This window comes from Sulfurospirillum sp. SCADC (assembly GCF_000743525.1).
Taxonomy (GTDB): domain Bacteria; phylum Campylobacterota; class Campylobacteria; order Campylobacterales; family Sulfurospirillaceae; genus Sulfurospirillum.
This window is the reverse complement of record NZ_JQGK01000007.1, coordinates 70,704-95,433: the sequence shown is the minus strand read 5'-3', so window position 1 is coordinate 95,433 and position 24,730 is coordinate 70,704. Positions and strand designations below refer to the sequence as shown.

General features: G+C 40.4%; 23 protein-coding genes. 4 read left to right on the top strand and 19 right to left on the bottom strand.

Annotation, left to right across the window (positions count from 1 at the left end):
• Positions 1–2: 2 nt before the first annotated feature.
• From JU57_RS06135 to pheS, 5 genes are all read right to left on the bottom strand, one after another.
• Positions 3–1,679: a 30S ribosomal protein S1 gene (locus JU57_RS06135; protein WP_037958345.1), complete on the bottom strand. Its 1,677-nt coding sequence runs from the start codon at positions 1,677–1,679 to the stop codon at positions 3–5.
• Between the two features lie 64 nt (positions 1,680–1,743).
• Positions 1,744–2,577 (bottom strand): 4-hydroxy-3-methylbut-2-enyl diphosphate reductase, encoded by an 834-nt coding sequence (locus JU57_RS06130; RefSeq protein ID WP_037958342.1) that lies wholly within the window; start codon positions 2,575–2,577, stop codon positions 1,744–1,746.
• Complete coding sequence (aroA, locus tag JU57_RS06125) at positions 2,574–3,857, bottom strand: 3-phosphoshikimate 1-carboxyvinyltransferase (RefSeq protein ID WP_037958339.1); 1,284 nt, start codon at positions 3,855–3,857, stop codon at positions 2,574–2,576. The genes JU57_RS06130 and aroA overlap by 4 nt, the downstream gene beginning before the upstream one ends.
• A complete protein-coding gene (gene pheT, locus JU57_RS06120; protein ID WP_037958337.1) occupies positions 3,854–6,193 on the bottom strand; it encodes a phenylalanine--tRNA ligase subunit beta in 2,340 nt (779 codons plus the stop codon). Before pheT ends, aroA begins: the two co-directional genes overlap by 4 nt.
• Positions 6,190–7,182 (bottom strand): phenylalanine--tRNA ligase subunit alpha, encoded by a 993-nt coding sequence (gene pheS / locus JU57_RS06115; RefSeq protein WP_037958462.1) that lies wholly within the window; start codon positions 7,180–7,182, stop codon positions 6,190–6,192. The genes pheT and pheS overlap by 4 nt, the downstream gene beginning before the upstream one ends.
• Before the next feature lie 157 nt (positions 7,183–7,339).
• Here pheS and JU57_RS06110 point away from each other — a divergent pair, with 157 nt between their 5' ends.
• Entirely contained in the window at positions 7,340–7,696 is a 357-nt protein-coding gene (locus tag JU57_RS06110) for a histidine triad nucleotide-binding protein (protein ID WP_037958335.1), read from the top strand.
• Between the two features lie 35 nt (positions 7,697–7,731).
• Here the strand turns inward: JU57_RS06110 and argH are convergent, their stop codons facing one another.
• From argH to JU57_RS06040, 14 genes are all read right to left on the bottom strand, one after another.
• Entirely contained in the window at positions 7,732–9,117 is a 1,386-nt protein-coding gene (gene argH / locus JU57_RS06105) for an argininosuccinate lyase (protein ID WP_037958332.1), read from the bottom strand.
• Positions 9,118–9,348: 231 nt separating this feature from the next.
• Complete coding sequence (pckA, locus tag JU57_RS06100) at positions 9,349–10,926, bottom strand: phosphoenolpyruvate carboxykinase (ATP) (RefSeq protein ID WP_037958329.1); 1,578 nt, start codon at positions 10,924–10,926, stop codon at positions 9,349–9,351.
• 23 nt (positions 10,927–10,949) lie between these two features.
• Positions 10,950–12,260, bottom strand: coding sequence for a sodium ion-translocating decarboxylase subunit beta (locus tag JU57_RS06095; protein ID WP_037958327.1), 1,311 nt, complete (start codon positions 12,258–12,260; stop codon positions 10,950–10,952).
• 8 nt (positions 12,261–12,268) lie between these two features.
• Positions 12,269–14,083, bottom strand: coding sequence for a biotin/lipoyl-containing protein (locus tag JU57_RS06090; protein WP_037958325.1), 1,815 nt, complete (start codon positions 14,081–14,083; stop codon positions 12,269–12,271).
• A 15-nt stretch (positions 14,084–14,098) separates the two neighbouring features.
• Positions 14,099–14,344 (bottom strand): OadG family transporter subunit, encoded by a 246-nt coding sequence (locus JU57_RS06085; RefSeq protein ID WP_037958322.1) that lies wholly within the window; start codon positions 14,342–14,344, stop codon positions 14,099–14,101.
• 176 nt (positions 14,345–14,520) lie between these two features.
• Complete coding sequence (locus JU57_RS06080) at positions 14,521–17,346, bottom strand: FAD-binding and (Fe-S)-binding domain-containing protein (protein ID WP_037958320.1); 2,826 nt, start codon at positions 17,344–17,346, stop codon at positions 14,521–14,523.
• Between the two features lie 158 nt (positions 17,347–17,504).
• A complete protein-coding gene (locus JU57_RS06075; RefSeq protein WP_037958317.1) occupies positions 17,505–18,857 on the bottom strand; it encodes a TRAP transporter large permease subunit in 1,353 nt (450 codons plus the stop codon).
• Complete coding sequence (locus tag JU57_RS06070) at positions 18,854–19,387, bottom strand: TRAP transporter small permease subunit (protein WP_037958314.1); 534 nt, start codon at positions 19,385–19,387, stop codon at positions 18,854–18,856. Before JU57_RS06070 ends, JU57_RS06075 begins: the two co-directional genes overlap by 4 nt.
• A 131-nt stretch (positions 19,388–19,518) precedes the next feature.
• Positions 19,519–20,163, bottom strand: coding sequence for a response regulator transcription factor (locus tag JU57_RS06065; protein WP_037958312.1), 645 nt, complete (start codon positions 20,161–20,163; stop codon positions 19,519–19,521).
• Entirely contained in the window at positions 20,160–22,346 is a 2,187-nt protein-coding gene (locus tag JU57_RS06060) for an ABC transporter substrate binding protein (RefSeq protein ID WP_037958309.1), read from the bottom strand. Before JU57_RS06060 ends, JU57_RS06065 begins: the two co-directional genes overlap by 4 nt.
• Before the next feature lie 18 nt (positions 22,347–22,364).
• A complete protein-coding gene (locus JU57_RS06055; protein ID WP_037958305.1) occupies positions 22,365–22,625 on the bottom strand; it encodes a hypothetical protein in 261 nt (86 codons plus the stop codon).
• Positions 22,626–22,762: 137 nt separating this feature from the next.
• Entirely contained in the window at positions 22,763–23,155 is a 393-nt protein-coding gene (locus JU57_RS06050; RefSeq protein WP_037958303.1) for a hypothetical protein, read from the bottom strand.
• Positions 23,152–23,406, bottom strand: coding sequence for a hypothetical protein (locus JU57_RS06045; protein WP_037958300.1), 255 nt, complete (start codon positions 23,404–23,406; stop codon positions 23,152–23,154). Before JU57_RS06045 ends, JU57_RS06050 begins: the two co-directional genes overlap by 4 nt.
• A 28-nt stretch (positions 23,407–23,434) precedes the next feature.
• Positions 23,435–23,644, bottom strand: coding sequence for a hypothetical protein (locus JU57_RS06040; protein ID WP_037958297.1), 210 nt, complete (start codon positions 23,642–23,644; stop codon positions 23,435–23,437).
• A gap of 25 nt (positions 23,645–23,669) precedes the next feature.
• Here JU57_RS06040 and JU57_RS06035 point away from each other — a divergent pair, with 25 nt between their 5' ends.
• The 3 genes from JU57_RS06035 (at position 23,670) to JU57_RS14060 (ending at position 24,563) form a co-directional block, all read left to right on the top strand.
• Entirely contained in the window at positions 23,670–23,993 is a 324-nt protein-coding gene (locus tag JU57_RS06035; RefSeq protein WP_037958295.1) for a hypothetical protein, read from the top strand.
• A 115-nt stretch (positions 23,994–24,108) separates the two neighbouring features.
• Entirely contained in the window at positions 24,109–24,351 is a 243-nt protein-coding gene (locus JU57_RS06030; protein WP_037958293.1) for a hypothetical protein, read from the top strand.
• 35 nt (positions 24,352–24,386) lie between these two features.
• Positions 24,387–24,563, top strand: a complete 177-nt coding sequence (locus tag JU57_RS14060; RefSeq protein WP_294876227.1) for a hypothetical protein — start codon at positions 24,387–24,389, stop codon at positions 24,561–24,563.
• The last annotated feature ends 167 nt before the right edge of the window (positions 24,564–24,730 follow it).

Here is a 24,730-nt window from a genome sequence, read left to right as displayed (position 1 = left end):
GCTTATTTCAATTGATCTTTAAGGATGTCCCCAAGTGTCATCTTCTCTTCTTTATTGATCTCTTTAAGCGCTTCTCTCTCTTTCAGTTTTGAAAGACGTCTAACAGAGAGACGGATGCGGTTTTTCTTGTCATCAATAAACGTAATGGCAGCTTCGATTTCATCACCAATCTTAAGATCAGCTTCACTCACTTGACCCAAATCTTCTTTACGAATCAACGCGTCAACATTCTCTTCAAGTTCAACAAAGATACCAAACTCTTTAATATCTCTTATTTTACCATGAACGATGTCGCCATTCTCGTGTGATTTTGCGTATTTTTGGATTGGGCTGTCTTCAAGCTCTTTTTTGCTGAGAGATACTTTTTCAGTCTCTTCATCAATCTTAACGATTTTTACTTCTACTTCATCGCCAACCGCAAAAAGCTCTTTGCATTTGTTGTTACGATCCCAAGAAGCATCTTCATTGTGTAAGAGACCTTCAATTCCACCGATTTTAACAAATGCACCAAAGTTTGTAATGGTCGTGATAGCACCTTTAACCACATCACCGACTTTGAATTTTTTCATAAAATCATCAAATGGTTTTGGAAGTACGTTTTTCAAAGAAACTCTTAAACGTCTCTCTTTGGCGTCAATTTCAATCACTTCAACATCAACCACTTGTCCCTCTTCGATGTAATCGCGTGGGTGTTTAATGTTTTTATCCCATGAAATTTCAGAGATGTGAAGGAAACCTTCAATGTCATTACCCAAATCAACAAACGCACCGTATGGCTCAATATTGCTAATCGTAACTTGAATTGAATCACCTGTCTCTAACTCATCTTTGATCTCATCCCAAGGATCAGGCATAGCCGCTTTTACGGAGAGAGAAAGATGACGCTTGTCTTTGTCGTATTTAATCGCTTTAACAGGAATAACTTCACCCTCTTTGTAGAGTGTACCAGGATTGACGGGACCTTTGTAGCTGATTTCACTGTAGTGAACCAAACCGTCAATACCACCCACATCCACAAACATACCATACGTGGTGATTTTTTTAATCGTACCTTCCACCACTTCGTCACGGTCGATCAACTCTTGAACGATCTCTTTGCGTTTTTTACGCTCGTCATCGAGGAATTTTTTACGAGAAATGATGATCGATTCGGTCTCAGTGTCAATTTTGATGATTTTCACTTTGAGCGATTTACCTAAAAGTGCGTTCATATCTTTGACCGCTGCTTGTGAACGAGGAAGGAAAAATTCGATACCTTCTGCATTTTCAGCGATAAATCCACCTTTGTTTTTTCCCGTGATTTTAACATCAAGAACCACATCGTCTTCTTCTTTATAGTCAGCGATAAATGATTTAATATGACCTTTACGAAGGGCCTTTTTGTGCGAAACCGCTGGTCTTTCGTTTCTGAATCCTGTAATCACTACAGGGATGACATCTCCCACTTTGCATGTTATGTTGCCATTTTCATCTGTGACCTCAGATGCGTTGAGACGTCCTTCAGACTTCTTACCCACATCAACTAAGATAACATCTTCTTTGATCGCTACAACAACACCATTGATGAGTGCATCTCTCTCAGAATCTTTGAAAGACTCTTCCAACATAGCCGCAAAATCCATCTCCTCATGTTCGTCTACGGCGTCAGTATGAACAGCTTTGTTCGCCTCATTTACCATTTTATACCCTTTTTGATTGATTTTTGACACATTTAGCTACATGTAAACATGTAAAAGTTGTCTATTATACTTTAATTTTGCTGATTTTTCCAACTATTTTTTCGATAATCCAATCCGGTGTCGAAGCGCCCGCAGTCACGCCACAAAGCGTTTTTCCCACAAACCAACTCGGATCTAAATCTTTTTCACTCTCGACTAAAAAACTATCCACACAATACTCTTTGCAAATGCTGTGCAATTGCTTTGTATTGGACGAATTTTTTCCTCCAATGACAATGACGACATCGGCTTCTTTAGCCAGTTCACGCGCCGCATCTTGGTTCTCAAAGGTTGCGTTGCAGATGGTGTTAAAGACGCGCACCTCTTTGTAGCGTGTCTCCAAAAAATTGGTGATCTCTAAAAATTCGCTGATTTTTCGCGTCGTTTGTGAAACAACGGCAATTTTATTGCCTTTAAACCTTACTTTTTCAAGCTCTTCCACACTTTGAACGACGTGCGCTCCATGAATGGCATAACTCTCAACCCCTTTGACTTCGGGATGGTCAGCATCGCCAAAAATGACGATTTCATACCCTTCCATGCTCATTTTTTCGCAAATTTCTTGGGGTTTTGTCACATAAGGACATGTCGCATTGATCACTTGAACATCACTTTTGAGAAGCGTTTCAAGATCGTTTTTAGGAATGCCATGCGTGCGAATAATTGCTTTACCCACACCCTCAGCTTCTAAGATATGGTGCAAGGTTTTCACATTAAAATTCTCACGCAAACGATTAATTTCCTCGTTGTTGTGAATAAGCGGTCCAATCGTCGAAGCATTTTTGGTATTTTCCGCGATTTTGATCGCACGTTTGACACCAAAACAGAAGCCGTAACTCTCAGCGAGTTTAATTTTCATTGCTCCACCTCTCCTATTTGAGACAAGAGCTCGATGAAATTGGGAAAAGAGGTGTTAATGCACTCAATATCTTCAATTTTCATGCTCACACGTGTTCCTGCAATCGCAAAACTCATCGCAATGCGGTGATCACCAAAGCTGTTAATCGTAGCACGTTTAAGCGCTCCGCCACTGACTTCATAACCATCTTCAAACTCTTCGACATCGATGCCACATAAACGAAGATTTTTCACCACGCTGGAGATACGATCACTCTCTTTGACACGTAGTTCCTGTGCATTTTTAACCAGACTTTTACCCTGTGCGCACGCAAACGCAATGGAGAGTGCTGGCAGTTCATCGATCAACCATGAGATGTTTTCACTCACTTCCACGCCGTGCAGTTCTTTGCCCATAATGATTATATCACCAACACTCTCGTATACACTCTCTTTTTCGATAAACACTACCTCAGCACCCATGCGTTTTAGCACGTTGTAGGCTTCGATGCGTGTAGGGTTTAAAAGCATATTGTGCAGTGTGACGGAACTTCCCGTATTAATTGCTGCGGCAACGGCAAAGAAGAAACCACTCGAAGGGTCATTGGGAACTTTCATGTGCAACGGTTTGAGCGGTGAAGTTTGGGGATGAATGCTTACATGTAAACCTTCAGATACCACATTCGCACCCATGCCTCGAAGCATGCGTTCACTGTGATCACGACTCAGTTCTGGTTCACTAAAGGTGGAGATACCATCCGCTTGAAGGGCGGCTAAAATCAGGGCACTTTTGACTTGTGCGGAGGCGATTTTACTCTCATAATGAAACGCCTTAAGTGTTTCGCCACGAATACCAAGAGGGGCATAATTGCCATTGTTTCTGCCATCAATTTTAGCGCCAATCTCACGCAGAGGGTCTGCGACACGACGCATCGGTCTGGAGCATAAATATTTGTCTCCATACAAGACAAAAAACCCTTTACATGTAGAAAGAAAGCCCATCAAAAGTCGTATCGCTGTACCCGAATTGCCGCAGTCTAAAATGAGCGGAGGCTCCACTATGCTAAGAGGCGGCGTAATCGTGAGTGTTCCATCTTCGGCTTTTTCAACCTGTGCACCCAGGGATTGAACAATGCTGAGGGTACAGAGCGTATCTTCCGCAGGCAGGTAATTTTGAATGATGGAAGGTTGATCACTGAGGAGTGAGAAAATCGCGCAGCGATGCGAAATCGACTTATCGCTGGCGATCTGATCGGTTGTAAACGAAAAGTCTCCTTTTGGGTTTACATGTAAAGTTTTCATCGGATCGAAATTCCAAATTTTTCGTGAATTTTGGCAAGTATCTCTTCAACCATCGAAGCGATCTCTTCTTCTTCAAAGGTCTTTTCCATGGATTGGAATTGAAGTTTAAGCGTCAAACTGACTTTATCGCCAAGACTCTCATGCACGTAACGATCAATGACTGCAAATTTTACCAACGCTTTGGGAGCAATGGAAGCGATAAACTGCTCTAACTCAAAATAGTGCATTTTTGCATCGACAAGCAAGCTAAGATCGCGTGATGAAGAGGGAAGTTTAGAGTACTCTTTGGCAATTTTACGCTCATACATCAACGCGTCAAAATCAAGCTCACAAATGTACGTACGCGCTAAATCAAGCTCTTTTTCGACTTGAACATTCACACGTGCCATATACCCAGCGTCCACGCCATCAATGAGCACACGCGCGGCTTCATACGGACTGCACAGACCATTGACATCGCTTAATGGAAGCAGCGTAAAGTTGCCCAAAACACTCTGAATTTTACCCGCAAACGCAAAAAAGTCAATCTCACTAGGCTTCCCATGATTTGCAATTTCAGCCATACCATTTTCGCCACTAAAGACAAACGCTATTTTTTTACTCTCATTTCTCTGCGTATCAAAAACACTGCCCACTTCAAAGAGTGCCACACGTTTTTTACCAAATTTGAGGTTGTTGGAAACCGCATTTAAAATATTCGGTAACAATGAACTGCGAAGTGTGTTAAGCTCACTGGTAATCGGATTGGCAACATCCAGTGCTTCATTTAACAGTGGCAAATGAAATTTTACAGCTTTTTCGCGATCATCAAACACAAAATGTAAGGTCTCAAAAAATCCTGCAGAAACGGCACGGTGACGGTACATTTGTCTTTTTTTGAAGTTCAAATACGGTGGATTGATTTTGAGTTGTTCGGCAAAGACAAAAGGTTTTGAGGTGATATTATCAATGCCCACAATACGTACAATCTCTTCACAAATATCCTGTGTATTCACAACATCCGATCGAAATTGTGGTACTTTGACATTAATGACATCTTGCTCAAATGCAAAGTTAACGCCAAATCCTAACTGTTTTAAAATTTTAATAATCTTATTTTTAGGGATCTCTTCCCCAATCATCTCGGTCAAATCGCTTTGGTGAATATTGATAATTTTGGCTTCAAAATCTTGCGTAATTTGTTGAGAATCCGCATATGCCATGATTTTAGAACGTTTGTTGAGCATTTTAAAGAAATAGTTCAAACCAAACGCCAGTTGCGGTTCGCTGCCTCTGGAAGAGCGGTAGAGGTGTTTGTCCGCGCCTAATTTTTTGTTGGCACTGCGTGAGGCAATGATCTCAGGATGCGTGTAGTTTGCTTCGACAATAATGCGATCATCCAGCGCTGTTGCTCGGCATTCACTCATTTGTGCCACACCCGTAATCGCCACCTTTTGACCTTCAAGACCGTAAATAGCATCCAACCCATTCTCATCTTTAGCGATGGCAATCTTTGCTTTTTCCTCTTTAGCACCAAAGCAGGTTTGGTTGTAGACACGAAGCAATACGCCTGTGACATAGGTAGCATAATCAACCAATTTACCCAATAAACACTCATTTTCAATCGCGGCAAACCCTAAACGCAGTTGAATAATAAGCGGCACACCAATCTCTGTGTTATCAAATACTTTGTACATGTAAGAGCCCGAAAGTGCTTCGCTACCATGCAGATGAAGCACGCGACCCACACCGGGTTGGTTCTCTTCTTCCTCTTTTTGACTCAATGTTTTGACTTCCAAATCAAAATAGACACTGAGATCTCGAGCCACACCATACACACTTTGGCAATCGCCTCGGTTAGGAGTGAGTCCAATTTCGATCACATCATCATTGATCAAAGGGTACTCACACAGAGGTTTTCCAAGCTCAAGCGTGCCAATACTCTCATCTAAGATCATAATACCATCATTGATTTTTGGAAGTCCAAGCTCCGTAGAAGAGCAGATCATGCCACATGATTCGACATCACGAAGTTTTGCTTTTTTGATCTTAAGATCACCCGGAAGCATTGCACCCATAAGTGCCACAGCGACCATCTGGCCTGCAGCCACATTTTTAGCCCCACACACGATCTGCTGAATACTCTCACCCACATCGACTTGGCAGACATTGAGTTTATCCGCATTGGGGTGTTTTTCGCACGAAACGACATGACCAACAACGACATTTTCAGGAATTTTGATTTTGGTGAGCCCATCGACTTCAAGACCGATGGCGTTCAGTGCTACAGAAATTTTATCCGTATCAATTGCACTGATGTCGATCCATTCATTTAACCACTGTTTTGTTACTATCATCTAAATTGCTCCAATAATCTCAAATCACCCTCAAACAAAGACCGCAAATCCGGGATCTGATGCAACAGCATCGCAAAGCGCTCAACGCCGAGTCCAAACGCATAGCCACTCACATCTTTGTAGCCAACCGCTTTGAAAACGTTTGGATCAACGACACCACAACCAAGGACTTCGAGCCAACCGGTGTGTGAACAGACACGACACCCTTCCCCTTTACAGAAGATACAGCTAATATCTGCTTCTGCACTTGGCTCCGTAAACGGGAAAAAGCTCGGACGGAAGCGCACTTTAACATCGCCAAACATGTACTTTAAAAAGTCTTCAAGAATAAATTTTAGATTGGCAAAGGAGACTTTTCCTGTTTTATCAACGACCAAACCTTCGACTTGGTGAAACATCGGAGTATGCGTAATGTCAAAATCACGCCTAAAAACAGCTCCTGGACAGATCATACGAATCGGAGCGCCTTGTCTGAGCATCGTCCTGATTTGAACGGGCGAGGTGTGGGTACGAAGCAACATCGAATCTTTAAAATAAAAGGTGTCTTGCATATCGCGTGCTGGGTGGTATTTGGGAAGATTGAGCGCTTCAAAGTTATGGAAGTCATCTTCAACCAAAGGACCTTCTTCGATGGAAAAGTTCATACTTACAAAATATTCAATAATTTTATCCATCGTATCCATCACTGGATGAAGTGCACCTGCACTACTTTCTTGATTAAAAAGGGTAACATCCACACTGCTTTTGCGCATCTGCGCTTCAATCATCACGGCATCCAATGCACTCTTTTTTTGATTGAGCAGATCTAAAAAGTTCTCTTTGTTGATATTGAGATTTTGAGCAAACTCTTTTTTAGCGTCTCCGTCAAGCTTTTTCAGCTTTTCAAATTGCACTGCAAAATGCCCTTTTTTACCAAAGAGCGAGACTCTTAATTTTTCTAATTCAACAAGCGACGTACATGAAGCAATCGCATTTTCTATATCTTTCAAAGGGTTACCTTTCATTCGTGAGCATCCATTACGCTCTTAAGTCTATTCGGAAGCCCATTTTAGTCAAACTTTAATTATAAAAGGTTAAAATCCAACGTTTAGACTAAATTCAAAGCACTATGTACTACACTATATCCCTAAAATGAAGGAGAAGGCAATGACGATCTTTAGTAAAATTGTAAGTGGCGAAATTCCATGCAATAAAGTGCTTGAAAATGAGGATTTCTTAGCGTTTCATGATATTAACCCCAAAGCACCGGTGCATATCTTGATAATCCCTAAAGTTGAGTACACCTGCTTTCAAGAAGTTGATCCAAAAATCATGGTAGGACTCACCGAATTTACGCAAAAAGTGGCAAAACTTTTAGGATTGGACGAGCGAGGGTATCGTTTGATTACCAATAACGGCAGTGACGGTGGGCAAGAGGTGTTGCATCTGCATTTTCACCTTTTAGGAGGAGCAAAACTTTCATGGAGTCACTTAAGCGACAGTGACACCCACAATTTTTTATAACATATCGAAGAGGTTTTCACCTCTTCTGCTCTCTTTTAGTGACGCGATTGTATCCATGTTTCAAAAATTTCAATCTGTTTACATGTAGAAGAGACTGCCGTTCCTCCTTGGGAGGTTCGTGCGTTCATAGAATGGACTAAAGAGAGATACTCACTCACATCTTCGCCAATACGTGCATCGACTTTTTGAAGCTCAGGAACGCTCATAACACTGAGATCTATTCCTAAACCTTCCGCATGCGCCACGGCGCGCCCTGTGATAAAATGGGCTTCACGGAAAGGGATGTTGCACTTTTGAACCAAGTAGTCTGCCAAATCGGTGGCACTGAGATGCCCTACTTCACACGCTTGCTTCATACGATCTACATTGATGGTCATCGTACGAACCGCTTCTTTAAGAATATTAAGGGACATAAAAACGGTTTCAACACTGTCAAACACACCCTCTTTATCCTCTTGCATATCTTTATTATACGCCAAAGGAAGCCCTTTAAGCACGGTTAAGAGTGAAATCAGATTGCCATTCACGCGTCCTGTTTTACCGCGTAACAGTTCAGGCACATCGGGATTTTTCTTTTGGGGCATGATGGAGCTGCCCGTAGAGTACTCATCGCTGAGCGTGATAAATTTAAACTCATAACTTGACCATAAAATAAGCTCTTCGGCAAAACGCGAAATGTGCATCATAATGGTTGAAATATTAAAAAGAATCTCTAATGCAAAGTCACGATCACTGACCGTATCAAGGCAATTCACACTCACACTGTCAAAACCAAGGAGCTTTGCTACGTACTCTCGATCGATGTTATGCGGTGTACCCGCAAGTGCGGCGCATCCAAGCGGTAAAACATTATTGCGATGGTAAGAGCTCTCAAGGCGCTCGATGTCACGTTTAAACATCGAAACGTAGGCTAAAAGGTGAAACGCCAAGTTGATCGGTTGCGCGTGTTGCAGATGCGTCATACCAGGAAGTAGCGTCTGGGTATGCTCTTTAGCGATGCTCATCAAAACCTCAATCACCTCTTCTAAAGCACGCACAGTGATGAGGGTGTGTTTTTGCACATACTGTTTAAAATCAACCGCGACTTGATCGTTACGACTTCGCGCGGTATGCAGGCGTTTTCCCGCTTCTCCGATGAGATCAATGAGACGTGTTTCCACCGACATATGAATATCTTCATGGGCAATATCAAACACAAATGTCTCTTCTTCGATCTCTTGCTTGATTTGCAAGAGTCCTTTGGCAATTTGATCGGCTTCATCCTGCGTTAAAATGCCTTGTTTTGCAAGCATTGTAGCATGAGCAATGGAGCCTTTAATATCCTCTGCGTAGAGTTTTTTATCGAATGGTAATGAAGCGTTAAATTGATCGAGCAAAGCGGCTCCACTTGCGGCAAATCTGCCAGACCATAGCTTTGACATGAACGTGTCTCCCTGTAAAATAAAGTAATAAAGTTCTTGCAAAATGAGTTTTACAAGAACTTAAAGCACCAAAGGTGCGTGGGCATTCCGCCAAGGATTACCCAGTGTTAACGTAGTCTTTAGAGCTTTGCTTTAAAGACGTGTCAAGAGTTTTGCAAGAACTCTAATAAGATAATGTGATGTAAAACTAAAGTAAAGGAGTTGGAAACTCCTTTACATGTAAAGATTGAATTAGAGTTTTGGACCCGCGTTAGAAAAATCAGAATCGGCTGTAATGTATTTTTTGAAATTCTCAATAAACATCTCGGCAAGCTCATCTCTGGTTGCATCGTAAAGGCTTTTATTTTCCCAGGTACTTTTCGGGTTGAGCACTTCGGTTGGAACGCCTGCGAGCGCTTTTGGGGCTTGAATGTTAAAGACCGGAATGGTTTCAAACTCACACTCGTTGATACTGCCATCCAAAATGGCGTTAATACACGCACGGGTTGCTTTAATGCTCATACGTTTACCGATACCATAGCTTCCGCCGCTCCAACCAGTGTTGACCAAGTAGACATCCACATTGTGCTTGGCAATCTTTTCGCCTAAAAGCTTCGCGTACACGGTTGGATGCAAGGGTAAAAATGCCTCACCAAAACATGCACTAAAGGTCGCAACGGGCTCGGTAACACCACGCTCTGTTCCTGCAACTTTAGCCGTATAGCCACTGAGGAAGTAGTACATCGCTTGCTCTTTGGTGAGTTTGGATACGGGAGGTAAAACACCAAACGCGTCAGCACTTAAAAAGATGATTTTTTTAGGGTGCCCTGCTTGAAGGCTTACTTCGTGATTGTCAATATGATAGATAGGATAAGAGACGCGGGTATTTTCTGTTTTAGAGGCATCGGCATAATCCACAACCCCGTTGTCATTGATAACAACATTTTCTAACAGGGCATCTTGACGAATCGCACCAAAAATTTCAGGCTCACTGCTTGGATCAAGGTTGATACATTTGGCGTAACAGCCGCCTTCAAAGTTAAAGACACCTTCATCATCCCAACCATGCTCATCATCGCCAATGAGTTTACGTTTAGGATCGGTGGAAAGCGTTGTTTTACCCGTTCCTGAAAGTCCAAAGAAAAGGGCGGTATCGCCTTTTTCACCGACATTCGCAGAACAGTGCATCGAGAGTTTGCCTTCTAATGGCAACCAGTAGTTCATCATGGAGAAGATACCTTTTTTAATCTCTCCACCGTACCATGTGCCTCCGATAATCGCAATGTTCTCTTCCACATTAAAAACAACAAACACATCGGAATGAAGATTGTGTTTTTTATAGTCATCGTTGACCATTTTACACGCATTGTAGAGCACAAAGTCTGGTTTAAAATGGGCAAGTTCTTCTTCACTGGGACGAATAAACATGTTTTTGACAAAATGAGCTTGCCATGCAATCTCTGTGACCACACGAATGCTTTTGCGACTCGCTAAACTGCCACCACTGTAAGCATCTTGAACGTAAATATCTTTACCAGAGAGCTGTTTTTTGACTTTATCAAACAGCTCTTCAAAAATCTCTTTACTGATTTTATGGTTCATTTTGCCCCATGAGATGTACTGATTGGAAGGCGCTTGATCTACAAAGTATTTATCTTTCGGGCTTCGACCTGTAAAAATTCCTGTATCCACACTAAACGTACCATTGCTGGTGACACGCCCTTCATTATTGGCAATTTCATGTTTCAGCAACGCTTCATAATCGAGGTTGTAGTGAATCTTACCAACCGTGGTTAAGCCTAACTTTTCAATTTCATTAATCTTCGACATCGTCTTTATATCCTCAAAACATTTTATTTAAAAATGGACAGCAGCACACCTGCTACAACCGCAGAGCCAATGACACCTGCCACATTTGGACCCATCGCATGCATTAAAAGCATATTGGTTGGATCTTCTTTCATACCCTCTTTATTGGATACCCTTGCCGCCATAGGTACAGCACTCACACCTGCTGAACCAATGAGTGGGTTTACTTTATGTTTGCTAAATTTATTCATCACTTTTGCCATAAGGATACCACCTGCAGTTCCCATAGAAAAAGCAATCAGTCCTAAAACAATAATGCCTAACGTCTCTGGAACCAAAAACTTTTCAGCGGCCAATTTTGACCCAACTGAGAGCCCTAGAAAAATGGTTACAATGTTGATTAACGCGTTTTCCATTGTGTCGGACAATCGTTTCACCACACCCGATTCACGTGCTAAATTTCCAAAAGCAAGTGCTCCAATCAAAGGGGTCGCATCAGGCAAAATCAAAATACATAAAATCATCACGGTAATAGGAAAAATAATCTTTTCAAGTTTAGAGACTTCGCGTAACTGCTCCATCTTAATCAGTCGCTCTTCTTTCGTTGTAAGCGCTTTCATAATAGGAGGTTGAATAATAGGTACCAATGCCATATACGAATACGCTGCTACCGCAATAGCACCCAAAAGATCCGGTGCTAACCTCGTTGCTACAAAAATAGAGGTAGGACCATCTGCGCCACCGATAATACCAATGGCACACGCATCTTTCAAAGAGAAGTTAATAAAGCCTGTGTATTCGGTTAGAATAGCCGCACCTACAATCGTACCAAAGATACCAAGTTGTGCAGCACCCCCTAAAAGGGCCGTCTTAGGGTTTGCTAAAAGAGGACCAAAGTCCGTCATCGCACCCACGCCCATAAAAATCATCAAGGGGAAAAGCCCTGAACTGATACCCATGTTAAATAAAATACCTAAAAATCCTTCAGGGCCTGCAATATCCGCCACAGGAATATTGGCTAAGAATCCACCAAACGCAATCGGAATGAGCAGCAACGGCTCAAACCCTTTTGCAATCGCTAGATAAATTAACACAAAGCAGATAGCCATCATGACAACCTTACCCGCACCTTGGTTAAAGGTAGAGACAGGAATGCCATGCGAAATTAATCCTTCAACAGGATTAATCATGGCATTAATACCTGTGGATTCATACAATGAGACAAAAAGCTCCGAAACGCTTTTGGATTTATAGTCTTGGTTTAAATTCTCTTTGGCTACATCGCTCGCATTTAGAAATGAGGGAATCACCATCAATCCTAAAAACAACATTATCCCAATGATCTTTTTTTTCATTTTGTCCCTTATAATGTTACAAGTAATTGATTATTGACGATGGTATCACCTTGTTTCACTCTGACGCTACTGACCACACCATCGGATGGGGCTGTCACTTCAATTTCCATTTTCATGGCTTCAATCACAATAACGGGTTGACCTTTGCTCACTTTATCGCCGACATTCACAAGTACTTTAAAGATCGAACCAGGAATGCCTGCTTTAATTTCAGTACCGTTTGAAGAAGCAGAGGCTGCAACATGAGCGCCACCTGCTTCATCACTGCATCCCTCTTCGATTTCTATAAAATACTCTTGCCCGTTAATGACAAAAGCATCTTGTTTATCGGACGATTTAACATTGTATTTTTGACCATTGACAATGACCGTATAATCTGAAGAGGCACTGCAAACAATCTTCTCTTTCTCTGCTTTACCAATTTTACGAACATTGACTTTTGCTTCACCTTTGAGGAATGCAATACCTTTTTCCTTACATGAAGCGGCAATAAAGAGATTCTCTTCAGTTGTTTTAAGTCCCTCTTTTGCTAAGATCTGTTTCACATGTGCAAGTGATTTACTCTCATCCGCATCTGCCAAATCAAGTGCATTTTTCTTTGTTGGTTCTAATTTAAGTTGCTCACTTGCGAGGGCGACAACATGTTCATCTGGAGTGACTGGTGTTTTTCCAAAGTAACCAAGCACCATTTTGCCATAACCTTCTGCAATTTTTGTCCACGGTCCAAACATCACATTGTTAAAGGCTTGTTGGAAATAAAATTGCGATACAGGCGTGACACTCGTACCGTAGCCACCTTTTTCAACGACTTCACGCATCGCTTTGATGACTTCTGGGAATTTATGTAAAATGTTGTTATCGCGTAGCATTTGAGTATTGGCCGTTAGAGCACCCCCCGGCATTGGGGAGAAAGGAATTAAAGGAGAGACTTGCACCGCTTCGGGTGGCATAAAGTAGTCTTTTAAACAGTCTTGCAACACATCTTCGTAGGTCAAAATTTTCTCAAGTTCTAATCCTCCAAGATCGTAATTTTTACCTTTCACCGCGTGAAGCATCGTTAAGATGTCTGGTTGAGAGGTACCACCACTCACAGGTGAAGCGGCAAGGTCGATTCCATCGGCACCTGCTTCAAGGGCGGCAAGATAACACGCCACACTGACACCTGCCGTTTCATGCGTATGAAGTCTAACATGGGTGTTTTCAGGCAGTAATTTTTTAGCCATTTTTATGGTCTCGTACACTTTTTGAGGGCTGGAAGTTCCACTCGCATCTTTAAAACAGACACTGTGATACGGAATACCTGAATCTAAAATCTCACGAAGCGTTTTCTCATAAAAAGCAACATCATGCGCTCCCACACATTTAGGAGGAAGGTCCATCATCGTTACCACGATCTCGTGTTTAAGTCCATGATGCACAATGCGTTCACCGCTGTATTTGAGGTTTTCAATATCATTGAGTGCATCAAAGTTACGAATGGTTGTCGTACTGTGTTTTTTAAACATTTTGGCATGCAAGTCAATCAAATCACGATTGCCCGTATCGAGCATTACGGTATTGACGCCACGTGCTAAGGTTTGAAGGTTGGCATCAGGACCTGCGATGGCACGAAAACGATCCATCATCTCAAAAGCATCTTCATTAAGATAAAAGTAAAGGCTTTGAAAACGTGCTCCACCACCAAATTCAAAATGGCTAATACCCGCATCTCTTGCTGCAGCAACTGCAGGGAGAAAATCATCCATAAGTACACGTCCACCAAAAACCGATTGAAAACCATCTCTAAACGTTGTATCCATCACATCGATGTATTTTTTAGCCATCTTACTTTGCCCTTTTTACTGTTTTGATTTTTTTTTGTATGACTGAATAGAAGCAGCAATGGCTGCAACAACCGTGAAGTTATCTTTTTGTGATAATTCTTGTGTAGAATTATAAACACTCACCTCTTTGGGAGGAAAATATTTGAGGATAATTTTAGCCTGAAGCTCCAAAACAACAACCATTAAGACCAAAAACATAAATACCGTGGACATTCCTAAAACCAAGAATTTAAGGCTTTCCACAATCAGATTCACTTCCATAGACGCAACCCTTTTTGTTTAAATTTAACTAAAAAGCATAGTCAAAATTTTAGTATTTTATCATTTTATTTATTAAATCAAACCCATGAAAAAGTGGTGTTAAAGGTGAGGTAGTTGGGTCAATTCAGTCTACAATAAAGAGTGATTGACCCATATTTACATGTAAAGCAGAATCCTTAAGAAATAGCGCGTTCAAGGAGATAAAAGAGGGAACGATACTCCAATCCACTCTCTTCGCTCAAACCAATTTCACAGGGTTTTCCTGTCGAAAAAGCTAATTTTGTATCGCTGGGAATGGATGCTTTGAGATGACGTAATGCCGATTTATTAAGCTCTGGGTAGTTAAACCCACGATCTCCTGCAAAGCCACAACAGGTGACATCCGCAGGAACCGTGACCTTAGAGCTGCACAAACGTGCAATTTTTTCAAATTTATCGGCTAATCCCATTTTTCGCGTACTGCAAATCGTATGAATGACCACTGGCTCATCAATTTGCTTAATGGTAAGCTTATCTAAGAGAAAATCATGAATAAACTCAATAGGATCGTGAACTTTTAATCCTGAATCAAAATACTCCATCATGGTTTTGGTACACGAACTCATGTCACATAAGATTGGGTATTTACCGTTTTCACTTGCTTTATTCAAGGCAGCTTCAAGCTCAACTGATTTTTGTTTTCCCTCTTTTTTATACCCTTTACTCGAAAAAGGCATACCACAGCACAATGGCTTTAACTGCTCTGGGAAAATCACTTCAAAGCCCGCTTTTTCTAAAATACCGATGATGAGTTCATCCAACTCTTTCTCTTCACCTTTTGGCTTTGGATTTCCCATGGTACGATTGAGACACGATGAAAAATAGACCACTTTATCAGCAACGCCAAAGAGTTTTCTGCTGTCTTTAAACGTATGACCACCGGGTAGACTGGTTGTCCATAGTGGCAATTTATTTCCACTGAGTGCGGTAACACCTGCGCTCATTGCTTTCATAACGCCATCAGGAATAACAGCATTGACACCTTTTACGGCACTTAAAACAAAGCTACCTACACCTAAAATGGTTCCATAGTTATTGGCAATCATACTAGCAATTTTGTGCTGCGTTGGGGTGATTTGATGTGCACGAATCTTCTTCGTTAATGCACCTGTATCAATGCCAACAGGGCAGACCAGTGAACAGAGTGAACACGTGGCACAGGTGTCAACCCCATCGTACTGATACAACGCCTGAAACGCTTCAAGTGCTTCTTCATCTCCTGCATTTTTCAGGGTACTCATATAACGATTGGAAACAATGCGCTGTCGAGGTGTAAGTGTTAAAAAGTTCGATGGACAGGCAGGTTCACAAAAACCACACTCGATACACTTATCGATATACTCATCTGTTACGGGCATTGATTTGAAGTTTTTAAGATGCGCTTTAGGATCATCATTGATAATGACGCCAGGATTGAGAAGTCCACGAGGGTCAAAAATATTCTTAATCTCTTTCATAAGCATATAAGCATCATTTCCCCATTCCAATTCGACAAATGGCGCCATATTGCGACCTGTGCCGTGTTCGGCTTTAAGACTACCATGGTATTTTGTGGCTACTTGCTCGGCAACATCTTGCATAAACGCTTCGTAGCGTTGAATCTCTTTGGGATCTTCAAAGGCTTGGGTGAAGACAAAGTGTAGATTGCCATCCAGAGCATGTCCAAAAATAATCGCTTCGTTGTAGCCATACTTTTTGAAAAGGTCTTGAAGCTCCAACGTTGCATCCGCCAAAGATTCGATAGGATACGCCACATCTTCGATGATAACCGTTGTTCCGCTCTCACGCACAGCACCAACGGCAGGGAAAAGCCCTTTACGAATTTTCCAATACTTCGTATACTCGTACACATCTTTGGTAAAATGCAGTGGCATTTCAGGCTCAAAATGAGAGAGTTTCTCTAAAATGACGGCGATGTTTTCATCCAATTTGGCATCGTTTTCTGCGCGACTTTCAACTAAAAGAGCGGTGGCTGTGGGGCTTAGTGTTTTAAGGAAACTTGGCATTCCCTCTTTGTTTTCAACACTCGCAAGCCCTGCCCTATCCATCATTTCAGCCGCAGCCACGTTTTCTTTGCATTGAGTTTTAAGCACAATAACCGCGTCACAGGCATCTTTGATGTTTTTAAAGATCATCAACGCACTGGCTTTATCTTTGTACTCAGGCACCGTTTTAAAGGTAATCTCTTTAATAAATCCAAGCGTACCTTCACTACCGATCATGAGGTGCGCGATAATATCAATTGGATCTTCATAATCCACCAGTGCATTAAGGCTATACCCACAGGTATTTTTGATCTTAAATTTACGGACAATTTTATCATGAAGTGAAGGATTGGCTTTAATCTCAGCCGAGAGTGCGCTAATGCGCTCTACCAAAGCGTGATGGTATTGTTTAAACTCTTTGATACTTTGGGGTGATGCCGTATCGAGTTCAGTGCCATCATGGAAGATAATCTTCATCGATTCAAGCGTTTTGTAGGAGTTGTCGGTTGTGCCACAGCACATACCACTCGCGTTATTCGCGGCAATGCCTGCAATCATCGCGGAGCTAATACTGGCAGGATCGGGACCGATTTTTTTCCCATACGGAAGCAAATACGCATTCGCATCCGCACCGATGACTGAGGGTTGCATGGTGATGGTACTCACTTCTTTATTCACATTGATCTTTTTCCAATCACGTGACGTCATAAGTAAAATGGAATCGGTAATCGCTTGCCCAGAAAGGCTTGTCCCTGCCGCTCGAAAAACAACTGGCAAAGAGAGTGAAGAGGTGATTTTAAGAATTTGACTCACTTCATCAGCATTATTGGCCCAAACGACGACTTTGGGAACTAACCTGTAAAACGAAGCATCCGTACCGTATGCTATGGTATGAAGAGGATCGGTAAAAATTCTCTTCTCGGGAATAAACGCAATGATTTCATTGTAGAAATCAAGATATTTTCCGCTTAATAACATTCACAATCCTTTAAAGGGGGTTTTACTCAGTGTATCAATTTGACATAAAAAACACATGACATTTTGTCAAAAAACCTTACATGTAAAGCCGATCAAGCAAAAAAGTGACACACCTTACATGTAAAGAAGAAGAAGCGAAACATTTTTTCTACATGAGCCTATTTGAGCATCATTGTAACACCGTAAATCTCTGGGAAAAGTGTGAAAACAAGCATCACTAAGATTTGCAAAAGAATAAAAGGAACCACCCCTTTGTAGATGTCCATTGTCGCAACAGAAGTAGGGGCAACGCCTCTGAGATAAAAGAGACTAAAGCCAAACGGTGGCGTTAGAAACGAGGTTTGCAAATTAAGTGCGATTAAAAGCGCATACCAAACCGGACTCAACCCAATCGCTTCTGCAATCGGCGCTAAAATAGGAATGATGATGTAAGAGATCTCCACAAAATCAATAAAAAAGCCCAATGCCATAATTGCGAGCATTGAGACAACAATAAATCCCCATTTATCGCCGGGTAAAGAACGCATAACCTCTGCGATGATTTCATCGCCACCGGTGTAGCTAAAAACCATGGAGAAAGCGGTCGCACCGATTAAAATCGCAAAAACCATTGCCGTTGTACGCACGGTTTCCATCGATGCTTCTTGAATCATCTTCAACGAAAATGATTGGTACATCCACGCCAAAACCATCGCACCAATACACCCAACAGCCGAAGACTCCGTAGGCGTTGCAATGCCTTCAAAAATGGAACCCAAGACCAAAATAATTAAAATAAGTGGTGGTAAAATCGCTTTGAACGCATTCACAATTTGTTTGGATTTGCTGTGCGTCAGCTCACTTTTAGGAATGGCTGGCGCCATCTCTTTGTTAAAAAAAGCGACGATGGCAATGTAGAGAATATAAACAACCACCAGTGTCAATCCTGGCCAAAAAGCGCCCTCAAACAGATCGCCTACAGGAAGCTGAAAGACATCCCCTAAAATAATCAAAACAACAGACGGCGGAATAATTTGCCCTAGGGTTCCTGAAGCGCAAATGGTTCCGCACGCAAGGGATTTGGAGTAGTTGTATTTGAGCATAACAGGCAAGGAGATCACGCCCATTGCCACAACACTGGCACCAACAACACCGGTCGATGCGGCAAGCAGAGCACCTACTAAAACCGTGCTGATGGCGAGTCCTCCACGAATTTCGCCAAACAAAAAGCCCATCGCCTCTAACAAACGCTCTGCCAAACGTGATTTTTGTAAAATAATGCCCATTAAAATAAACATCGGAACGGAAATCAGAATCGTGTTGTTCATAATGCTCCAGATACGATGCGGCATAAAAGCAAACATCCGCGCCCCCGCATCAAGCCCTTCCATAATGGTTCCACCATCCCTCAAAGAGTCTATCATGCCCGAAGCTAACCCAAAAAAGACCGACACTGCACCAAAGGTAAAGGCAACAGGAAATCCTATCAGCAACATCAGCATGCCGACGATAAACATCACAATACCGATCATAACTCTTCCTGCTTTCTAAAATGGGCTTTTGTGACACCTCGGTAGATGTTAATATTTTTAAGAATAAATCCAAGCGTCATAAAAATCAATAGCCAAAAAGAAAAAGGGATAAACGCCTTTAAAATCCAGCGATGTGTCAATCCTCCTGGATCGCTGCTAATTTCATGAGAGGTAAATGCTTCCATCACAAACCCCACAGAACTGAGGGCAACCAGCAGGGCAATAGGTGTTATAAAAACAATCGCGCCAACGATATTGACCAACGCTTTTTTCTTATCGCTAAATTTTGCGTACAAAACATCCACACGTACATGCGAATCTTCCATCAGTGCATACGAAGTCCCAAGGAGAATAATGACAGAGAAAAGATGCCACTCCATCTCTTGAAGTGCGATAGAACCACTTTTAAACAGATACCGCATAAACACATCGTAAAAGATATTTAACATCATCACAATCATCAACCCTGAGCAAAGATGCCCAATCCCATGGCTGATTTTATCAAACCATTTTTCAATCATTAAGAGCATTGAAATCCTTTTTCCAAAAATGCAAAGCGAGAACCTTCTTCCAAAGATGCTCGCTTTATATTTTACAAAAGAGTGCGTAACGTTGAATGCAACATCTGAACCATTGAGTCAAATAGCTTACATGTAAAGCACTAATAACGCAGAATATATCCTACATCGACTACCGTTTCGATACACTCAAACGGAATTTTTTTACGCAGTCGTCGCATCAAAGAGCGAATCGAATCCAAACTTGCAAAATTGCCTTCCCATACCATCGCTTGAATTTTATCAAACGTAACCACTTTTCCTTTTTCGCTAATGAGGACATTTAACAGAAGTTTTTCTTTACGCGAAAGGTGCTCTTCTTGCGCTTCCCCGATACGAAGCAAGCTTGTTTTAAAATCAAAACAACACTCATGCCCTAAATCCACAATATCATGGCGAATATTGCAGAGTTTTTCAATTTTAATTTCAAGTTCATCAATAAAAAATGGCTTTTTCAAGAAATCGTTACACCCATAATTGTAAGCATCTTTGATCACTTCAAGTTCCACACTGGAGCTCATAATAATCACTGGCGTCTCTGGGTAAAAATCGCGTATTTTTTTCAAGATTTCAATGCCATCAAGACTGGGAACGTTGATGTCTAAAAGAAAACAGGCATAGCCATTATCCAAAGCATTATACGCTTCTTGCCCATCCGTAAATGAATCTATACGGTACCCTTTCGCTTCCAACCGTTTGACGATCGTGGCATTAAAGCGTGCATTGTCTTCTAAAAGTAAAATTTTCATTCGCTGCCTTTGTTTGCATTCGGAACTAAAATGGTAAACTCGACGGTGCTCGTATCTTTATTCTGCACGCGAATACTGCCACCCATTTTATCTTCAATAATCATCTTCGCCATATACAACCCTAACCCTGTTCCATTTTTGTTCGTCGTAAAATACGGATCAAAAATAAACCCAATGATTTTTTCAGGAATAAATCCTCCATCGTCGCTAATGATGATTTTGGTATAGATCATCTCACGATCAACTTCAATACTAATTTTCCCACCTTTGTGCGCTTTTACCAGTTTGATTTTAGCATTATTAATGACATTGATGAGCACTTGTTTAAACTCATTTTCATAACCATACACCGGAAACGATTCTGCCTCTTTAAGGTAAGTGACATTAAGATCAATATGCGCATAAAAGATCTGCCTACCAATGATCTCTAACACTTCATTCAACGCTTTTTTAGCGCAAAAGAGTGTCTTCTTGGTGGAGGGTTTAAGAAAATTACGAAAATCTTTCAGCGTTTGTGACATGTATTGTATCTGAATGATGGCGTCACGTACAAACTCTTTCATTTTTGCCCGATCCATCTCCCCACTATTAAAACAAAACTCCATATCTTGCATGATTGCCGAAAGCTCCACCAAAGGCTCATTCCACTGATGCGCAACACCTGCGATCATCTCACCCATTTCGGTCAGTTTCGATTGTTGAATTAAAAATTGTTGTTGTTGCACCCGCTCTGTCATATCATCCATAATACAAACGATACCACCCACGCTCCCATCAATATTGCTGTAGACTGCTTTACTCAGTGTAAAAAGTCGCGCTCTTTTTTTAGGAAGATGCAACATTAATTCAAGCATATCGGAACCTTTTTTGGCTAAGAGCTCAACATCGCTTTTTCGCCTCTCAGATGCCCACTCTTTTGGGAAAAAATCAAAAATGGATTTTCCAATAATCTCCTCTTTGCTTTGATCATACAGCTTTGCAAACGCCATATTGCTCCCAATATATTTCCCTTCGACATCGGTAAAATAGATAGGGTTAGGGATTGTATCGAGTAGCACTTTGATAAATTCCAGCTGATTTTTAAGTGCCATTTCACTCTGTTTACGAATGCGCACATTTTGCATTAAAAAGAGAATAATCATAATGATAGCACTAAAAATAGCAGCAAAAAGCCAAATATAATGCTTATACTCCTCATAAAAAGAGAAAGGCTTATTGATCACTTCGTAATTTTTTAAAACAGGAGATGGATCTATTTGATGATTGGTAAGCTCTTTGTAATCGAAGAGATAGCGGTTGGGACTTCTTTCCACGATGGGAATCGTCTGAGGATCTTTTCCTGCAAAAATTTGATCGACTATTTTTGAAGCGGCCTCTGCTTGCGCTGTCGCACTGGTTAAAAAACCTCCTACAATGCCATAATCCAAATAAAAATCCCAAAGTCCATAAATAGGTATGTGCGTGATTTTACGAATCTGTTGTAAATTATCTTTATAGGTAAAAAAACGTCCCGTTTTATCTTTGAAGAGGAGAACCCATAAAATAGCACTGTTTTTGCTCAAGCCCGCTGTTTTTGATGCAATTTCATCCATATCCATACTATCAACATGCTCAATTTCTATGCGACTTTCATACTTTGGACTCACCGCATCAATCTCTTTGCGAATAGCATCACCTGTGATTGTTTTCTCATTGATAATTAAGATTTTATCAAGATTAGGCTGTAACGTTATCATTAAATCAATATTTTTTTCAATATCTACATTTTCAACCACGCCACTAATGTTTTTGATTCCATCAATTAACGTGGGTTCAAAATTATTGATACCAACAAAAACAATAGGAGTTTTGTGTGAAAAAAGCTCTTCATAATGTTCTTTAACAAAGGCTAATGCGCTGTTGTCTACTGCGATAACAATATCAAACGTGTAATGACTAAAGCGCTCTTTATAATAGCGGTAGAACTCTTCTAAATATTCGGGGGTATCAATACGTTTGGTATCCATATAAACCGTTGATATAAAAATATTTTCTTGATTTGAAAAATTTTTTTCAATCGTTTTTGAAATATCATCGCTCCACTTATACCCTTTATGGTACGACTGGATAATTAAAATATCTTTTGTATTTTGAGCAAGAAGCACTCCCAAACTCAAACAGCAAAGTAAAAAAATCTTTTTCATGCGTTAAAAGAGGTTACATTAGATAATAAAAAAGTTTTCGGGATGTTGAATAATAGCACCGTGTTCTGCGATTGCTTCGTCTGCCATATTGTAGCGTTCATTGAAGATAGGATGATGAAATTGTACTTCGTCATTCATAATCTCAAACACCATGGTTTCATAGACAATTTTTTTAGAATCACCTTCAAAAAAAGAGTGGCGAACATGCATACTAATGGTTGAAATTAAAAACTCACGTTCACCAAGTTTGATGACATTTTTTAGCTCTAACTCTCGCATCAAGAACCTTTCAGAATTGAAAAAATAGGACTAATAATAACATAATTCAACATTGAGTTTTATAAAAATGGAGATATTAAAAAAGAGGAGATAAAATGGTGCGGTCGGGGGGATTTGAATAAAAGGTACATACTTTTTTAGTGCATCTCGATCTTGATATTTGGGTTTTTTGTTGGTGTTTTTACCTCTTCTTTTTGTAAAGTCTTTGTTTCTGTTTTTATAGGTTCTTCAATAATTGTAACAGGAGCTTTTTTTGTAGTTTCTTGTTGTGTTGGATATGGTATTGTTATTTTAGGTTTATCTTGAAACATGTTCATACTTTTTTCAAAGCTTTTATTCATTATTTCAAAACTTTTTCCTAGTTCTCTATTTAAATTGTCTCCTAGAGCTTCCATTTTTAGGGTTAATCTTCTTTCTTCTATTTTGTCTAAAAAACTTCCGATTATTATATATCCTATAAGTGCTGTTATAGCAATCCATACATATCTTGGTACACCATTTTTGTTTTGATTATTTTCTAAGTAGTTCATTTTTTGTAATTCTCCTCGTTCATTTCATTTTGAATAACATCACTTTCCATTTTTAATAGATAATATTTTTGTTGTTTTTCATTTAACGACTTAAATATCTTTAGGATTTTTTCTTCTTCTATACTAAGTTTATTTAAGCTTCCATTCTTCCATTGCATTACTATTTCATATAAATTTTTTTTGTTTTTTTTCCATGAATATATGGTTGGCTCTGATATTCCTAAATATTCTGCAAATTCTTTATTATTCATTTATTCCTCTTGACATACTTAATATATTTTAGTATAGTTCCTTATGTATTTTAAGTATGTGTTCTTTTTCATTAAAATATTTAAGTTGCATTATAGCATTTCTATTTTTTTTAATAAAAAAATACTTTTTCAAAGCTTTTACATGTAAAGGCTCTGAAAGAGTTTCTGCGTTAGCGAGGGAAATTCTTGTCATGGGGTGGTTGACTGGCTCCGCCCCTGATCTATTCCAACCAGTCAAAAAATCTTCCTTAAAGGAGCTTGTCATGCACGTATATCTAATCGGTTTACTCGAAGAGGTTCGCCCAGTTGAGCGTAAAGATAAAAAATCAGGTGAAATGAAACCTTTGATCGACGTTACGATCACATTCAGTTCAAAAGATAACGAAGGTTACCTCGTTAAAAGCACTGAGACACTGTCTTATCCTGTGGAAATGAAACTAAAATTTGACCCACTTAAAGGCAAATTTATTGCTGTTCCTCACGTTTTTATTACAACGTCAAACGGTAACTATCTTTTCCCTGATGAAAAAATGCAGTTTTTCACATTCGATAAAGACCCACTTTTACAGCCTCCAGCTTCTAAATAGCATTTACAGGTTTTACCCTTTTCCTTTAAAAAGGGGGTTTCTTAGATCAAAGTTGAAAAGAATTCCAGTCTTCTTTTGAGCTTTGGCTCTAATACATCTCATGTAAGGAGTTCTTATGTCGTGGAAAAAATTAACTGCTAAAGCAGTTAGTGCGGGTCAATCTGTTGTTACAGCGGGTAAAGGTTTAGTTGTTGCGGGTGCGGTAGCCGCTGGTAATTTGATGGCGGGTGACTCTCCTGTTGTTCCTACAACTGAGTTAAAAGCGGATTTTGCTCTGTTTGACTACGTTTTTGCAGGTGTTTTGGTCGTTTGTATCGTTTTCATGGTTGCGAAACGTTCCAAAGGTTTTGTTCGTTAAATCAAGGGGCTTTCGCCCCTTTTAAGGTGTCAGTCATGTTGAAATATCTTTTATTTTTAATTCCTTTTTCTCTTCTTGCTGAAGATGTAAACGCAACAAGCGCTTCGTTAAATCTTACTCCAAACCAATACAGTTTTTTAATGGGTCTTACGGGTAACCTTGTTGGATTTACCTTTTTACTTGGTCTTATCTTAGTGGCGTCAAGGAAATAAAATGGAAGTAGTAGTTTTATCCAACGAAACGTTCAATTTCTTTTTAGCGCAATACGCCGTCTTTTTCGTTCCATTGTTTATCTATATTTCTGCCCTTACACTAACAAAGGATTGACATGCAATCTTTCCTTACTTGCCCCTCTCTTTGCTCTTCGCTCTTTAAAAGA

Excerpts from the sequence above, each read along its gene's own strand:
- JU57_RS06135 (WP_037958345.1), bottom strand. The coding sequence starts at position 1,679 with ATGGTAAATGAGGCGAACAAAGCTGTTCATACTGACGCCGTAGACGAA.
- JU57_RS06130 (WP_037958342.1), bottom strand. The coding sequence starts at position 2,577 with ATGAAAATTAAACTCGCTGAGAGTTACGGCTTCTGTTTTGGTGTCAAA.
- aroA (WP_037958339.1), bottom strand. The coding sequence starts at position 3,857 with ATGAAAACTTTACATGTAAACCCAAAAGGAGACTTTTCGTTTACAACC.
- JU57_RS06045 (WP_037958300.1), bottom strand. The coding sequence starts at position 23,406 with ATGAATAATAAAGAATTTGCAGAATATTTAGGAATATCAGAGCCAACC.
- argH (WP_037958332.1), bottom strand. The coding sequence starts at position 9,117 with ATGTCAAAGCTATGGTCTGGCAGATTTGCCGCAAGTGGAGCCGCTTTG.
- pheT (WP_037958337.1), bottom strand. The coding sequence starts at position 6,193 with ATGATAGTAACAAAACAGTGGTTAAATGAATGGATCGACATCAGTGCA.
- JU57_RS06080 (WP_037958320.1), bottom strand. The coding sequence starts at position 17,346 with ATGTTATTAAGCGGAAAATATCTTGATTTCTACAATGAAATCATTGCG.
- JU57_RS06030 (WP_037958293.1), top strand. The coding sequence starts at position 24,109 with ATGTCGTGGAAAAAATTAACTGCTAAAGCAGTTAGTGCGGGTCAATCT.
- JU57_RS06050 (WP_037958303.1), bottom strand. The coding sequence starts at position 23,155 with ATGAACTACTTAGAAAATAATCAAAACAAAAATGGTGTACCAAGATAT.
- JU57_RS06090 (WP_037958325.1), bottom strand. The coding sequence starts at position 14,083 with ATGGCTAAAAAATACATCGATGTGATGGATACAACGTTTAGAGATGGT.
- JU57_RS06035 (WP_037958295.1), top strand. The coding sequence starts at position 23,670 with ATGCACGTATATCTAATCGGTTTACTCGAAGAGGTTCGCCCAGTTGAG.
- JU57_RS06070 (WP_037958314.1), bottom strand. The coding sequence starts at position 19,387 with ATGCTCTTAATGATTGAAAAATGGTTTGATAAAATCAGCCATGGGATT.
- JU57_RS06060 (WP_037958309.1), bottom strand. The coding sequence starts at position 22,346 with ATGAAAAAGATTTTTTTACTTTGCTGTTTGAGTTTGGGAGTGCTTCTT.
- JU57_RS14060 (WP_294876227.1), top strand. The coding sequence starts at position 24,387 with ATGTTGAAATATCTTTTATTTTTAATTCCTTTTTCTCTTCTTGCTGAA.
- JU57_RS06095 (WP_037958327.1), bottom strand. The coding sequence starts at position 12,260 with ATGAAAAAAAAGATCATTGGGATAATGTTGTTTTTAGGATTGATGGTG.
- pckA (WP_037958329.1), bottom strand. The coding sequence starts at position 10,926 with ATGTCGAAGATTAATGAAATTGAAAAGTTAGGCTTAACCACGGTTGGT.
- JU57_RS06055 (WP_037958305.1), bottom strand. The coding sequence starts at position 22,625 with ATGCGAGAGTTAGAGCTAAAAAATGTCATCAAACTTGGTGAACGTGAG.
- JU57_RS06065 (WP_037958312.1), bottom strand. The coding sequence starts at position 20,163 with ATGAAAATTTTACTTTTAGAAGACAATGCACGCTTTAATGCCACGATC.
- JU57_RS06075 (WP_037958317.1), bottom strand. The coding sequence starts at position 18,857 with ATGATCGGTATTGTGATGTTTATCGTCGGCATGCTGATGTTGCTGATA.
- JU57_RS06110 (WP_037958335.1), top strand. The coding sequence starts at position 7,340 with ATGACGATCTTTAGTAAAATTGTAAGTGGCGAAATTCCATGCAATAAA.
- JU57_RS06085 (WP_037958322.1), bottom strand. The coding sequence starts at position 14,344 with ATGGAAGTGAATCTGATTGTGGAAAGCCTTAAATTCTTGGTTTTAGGA.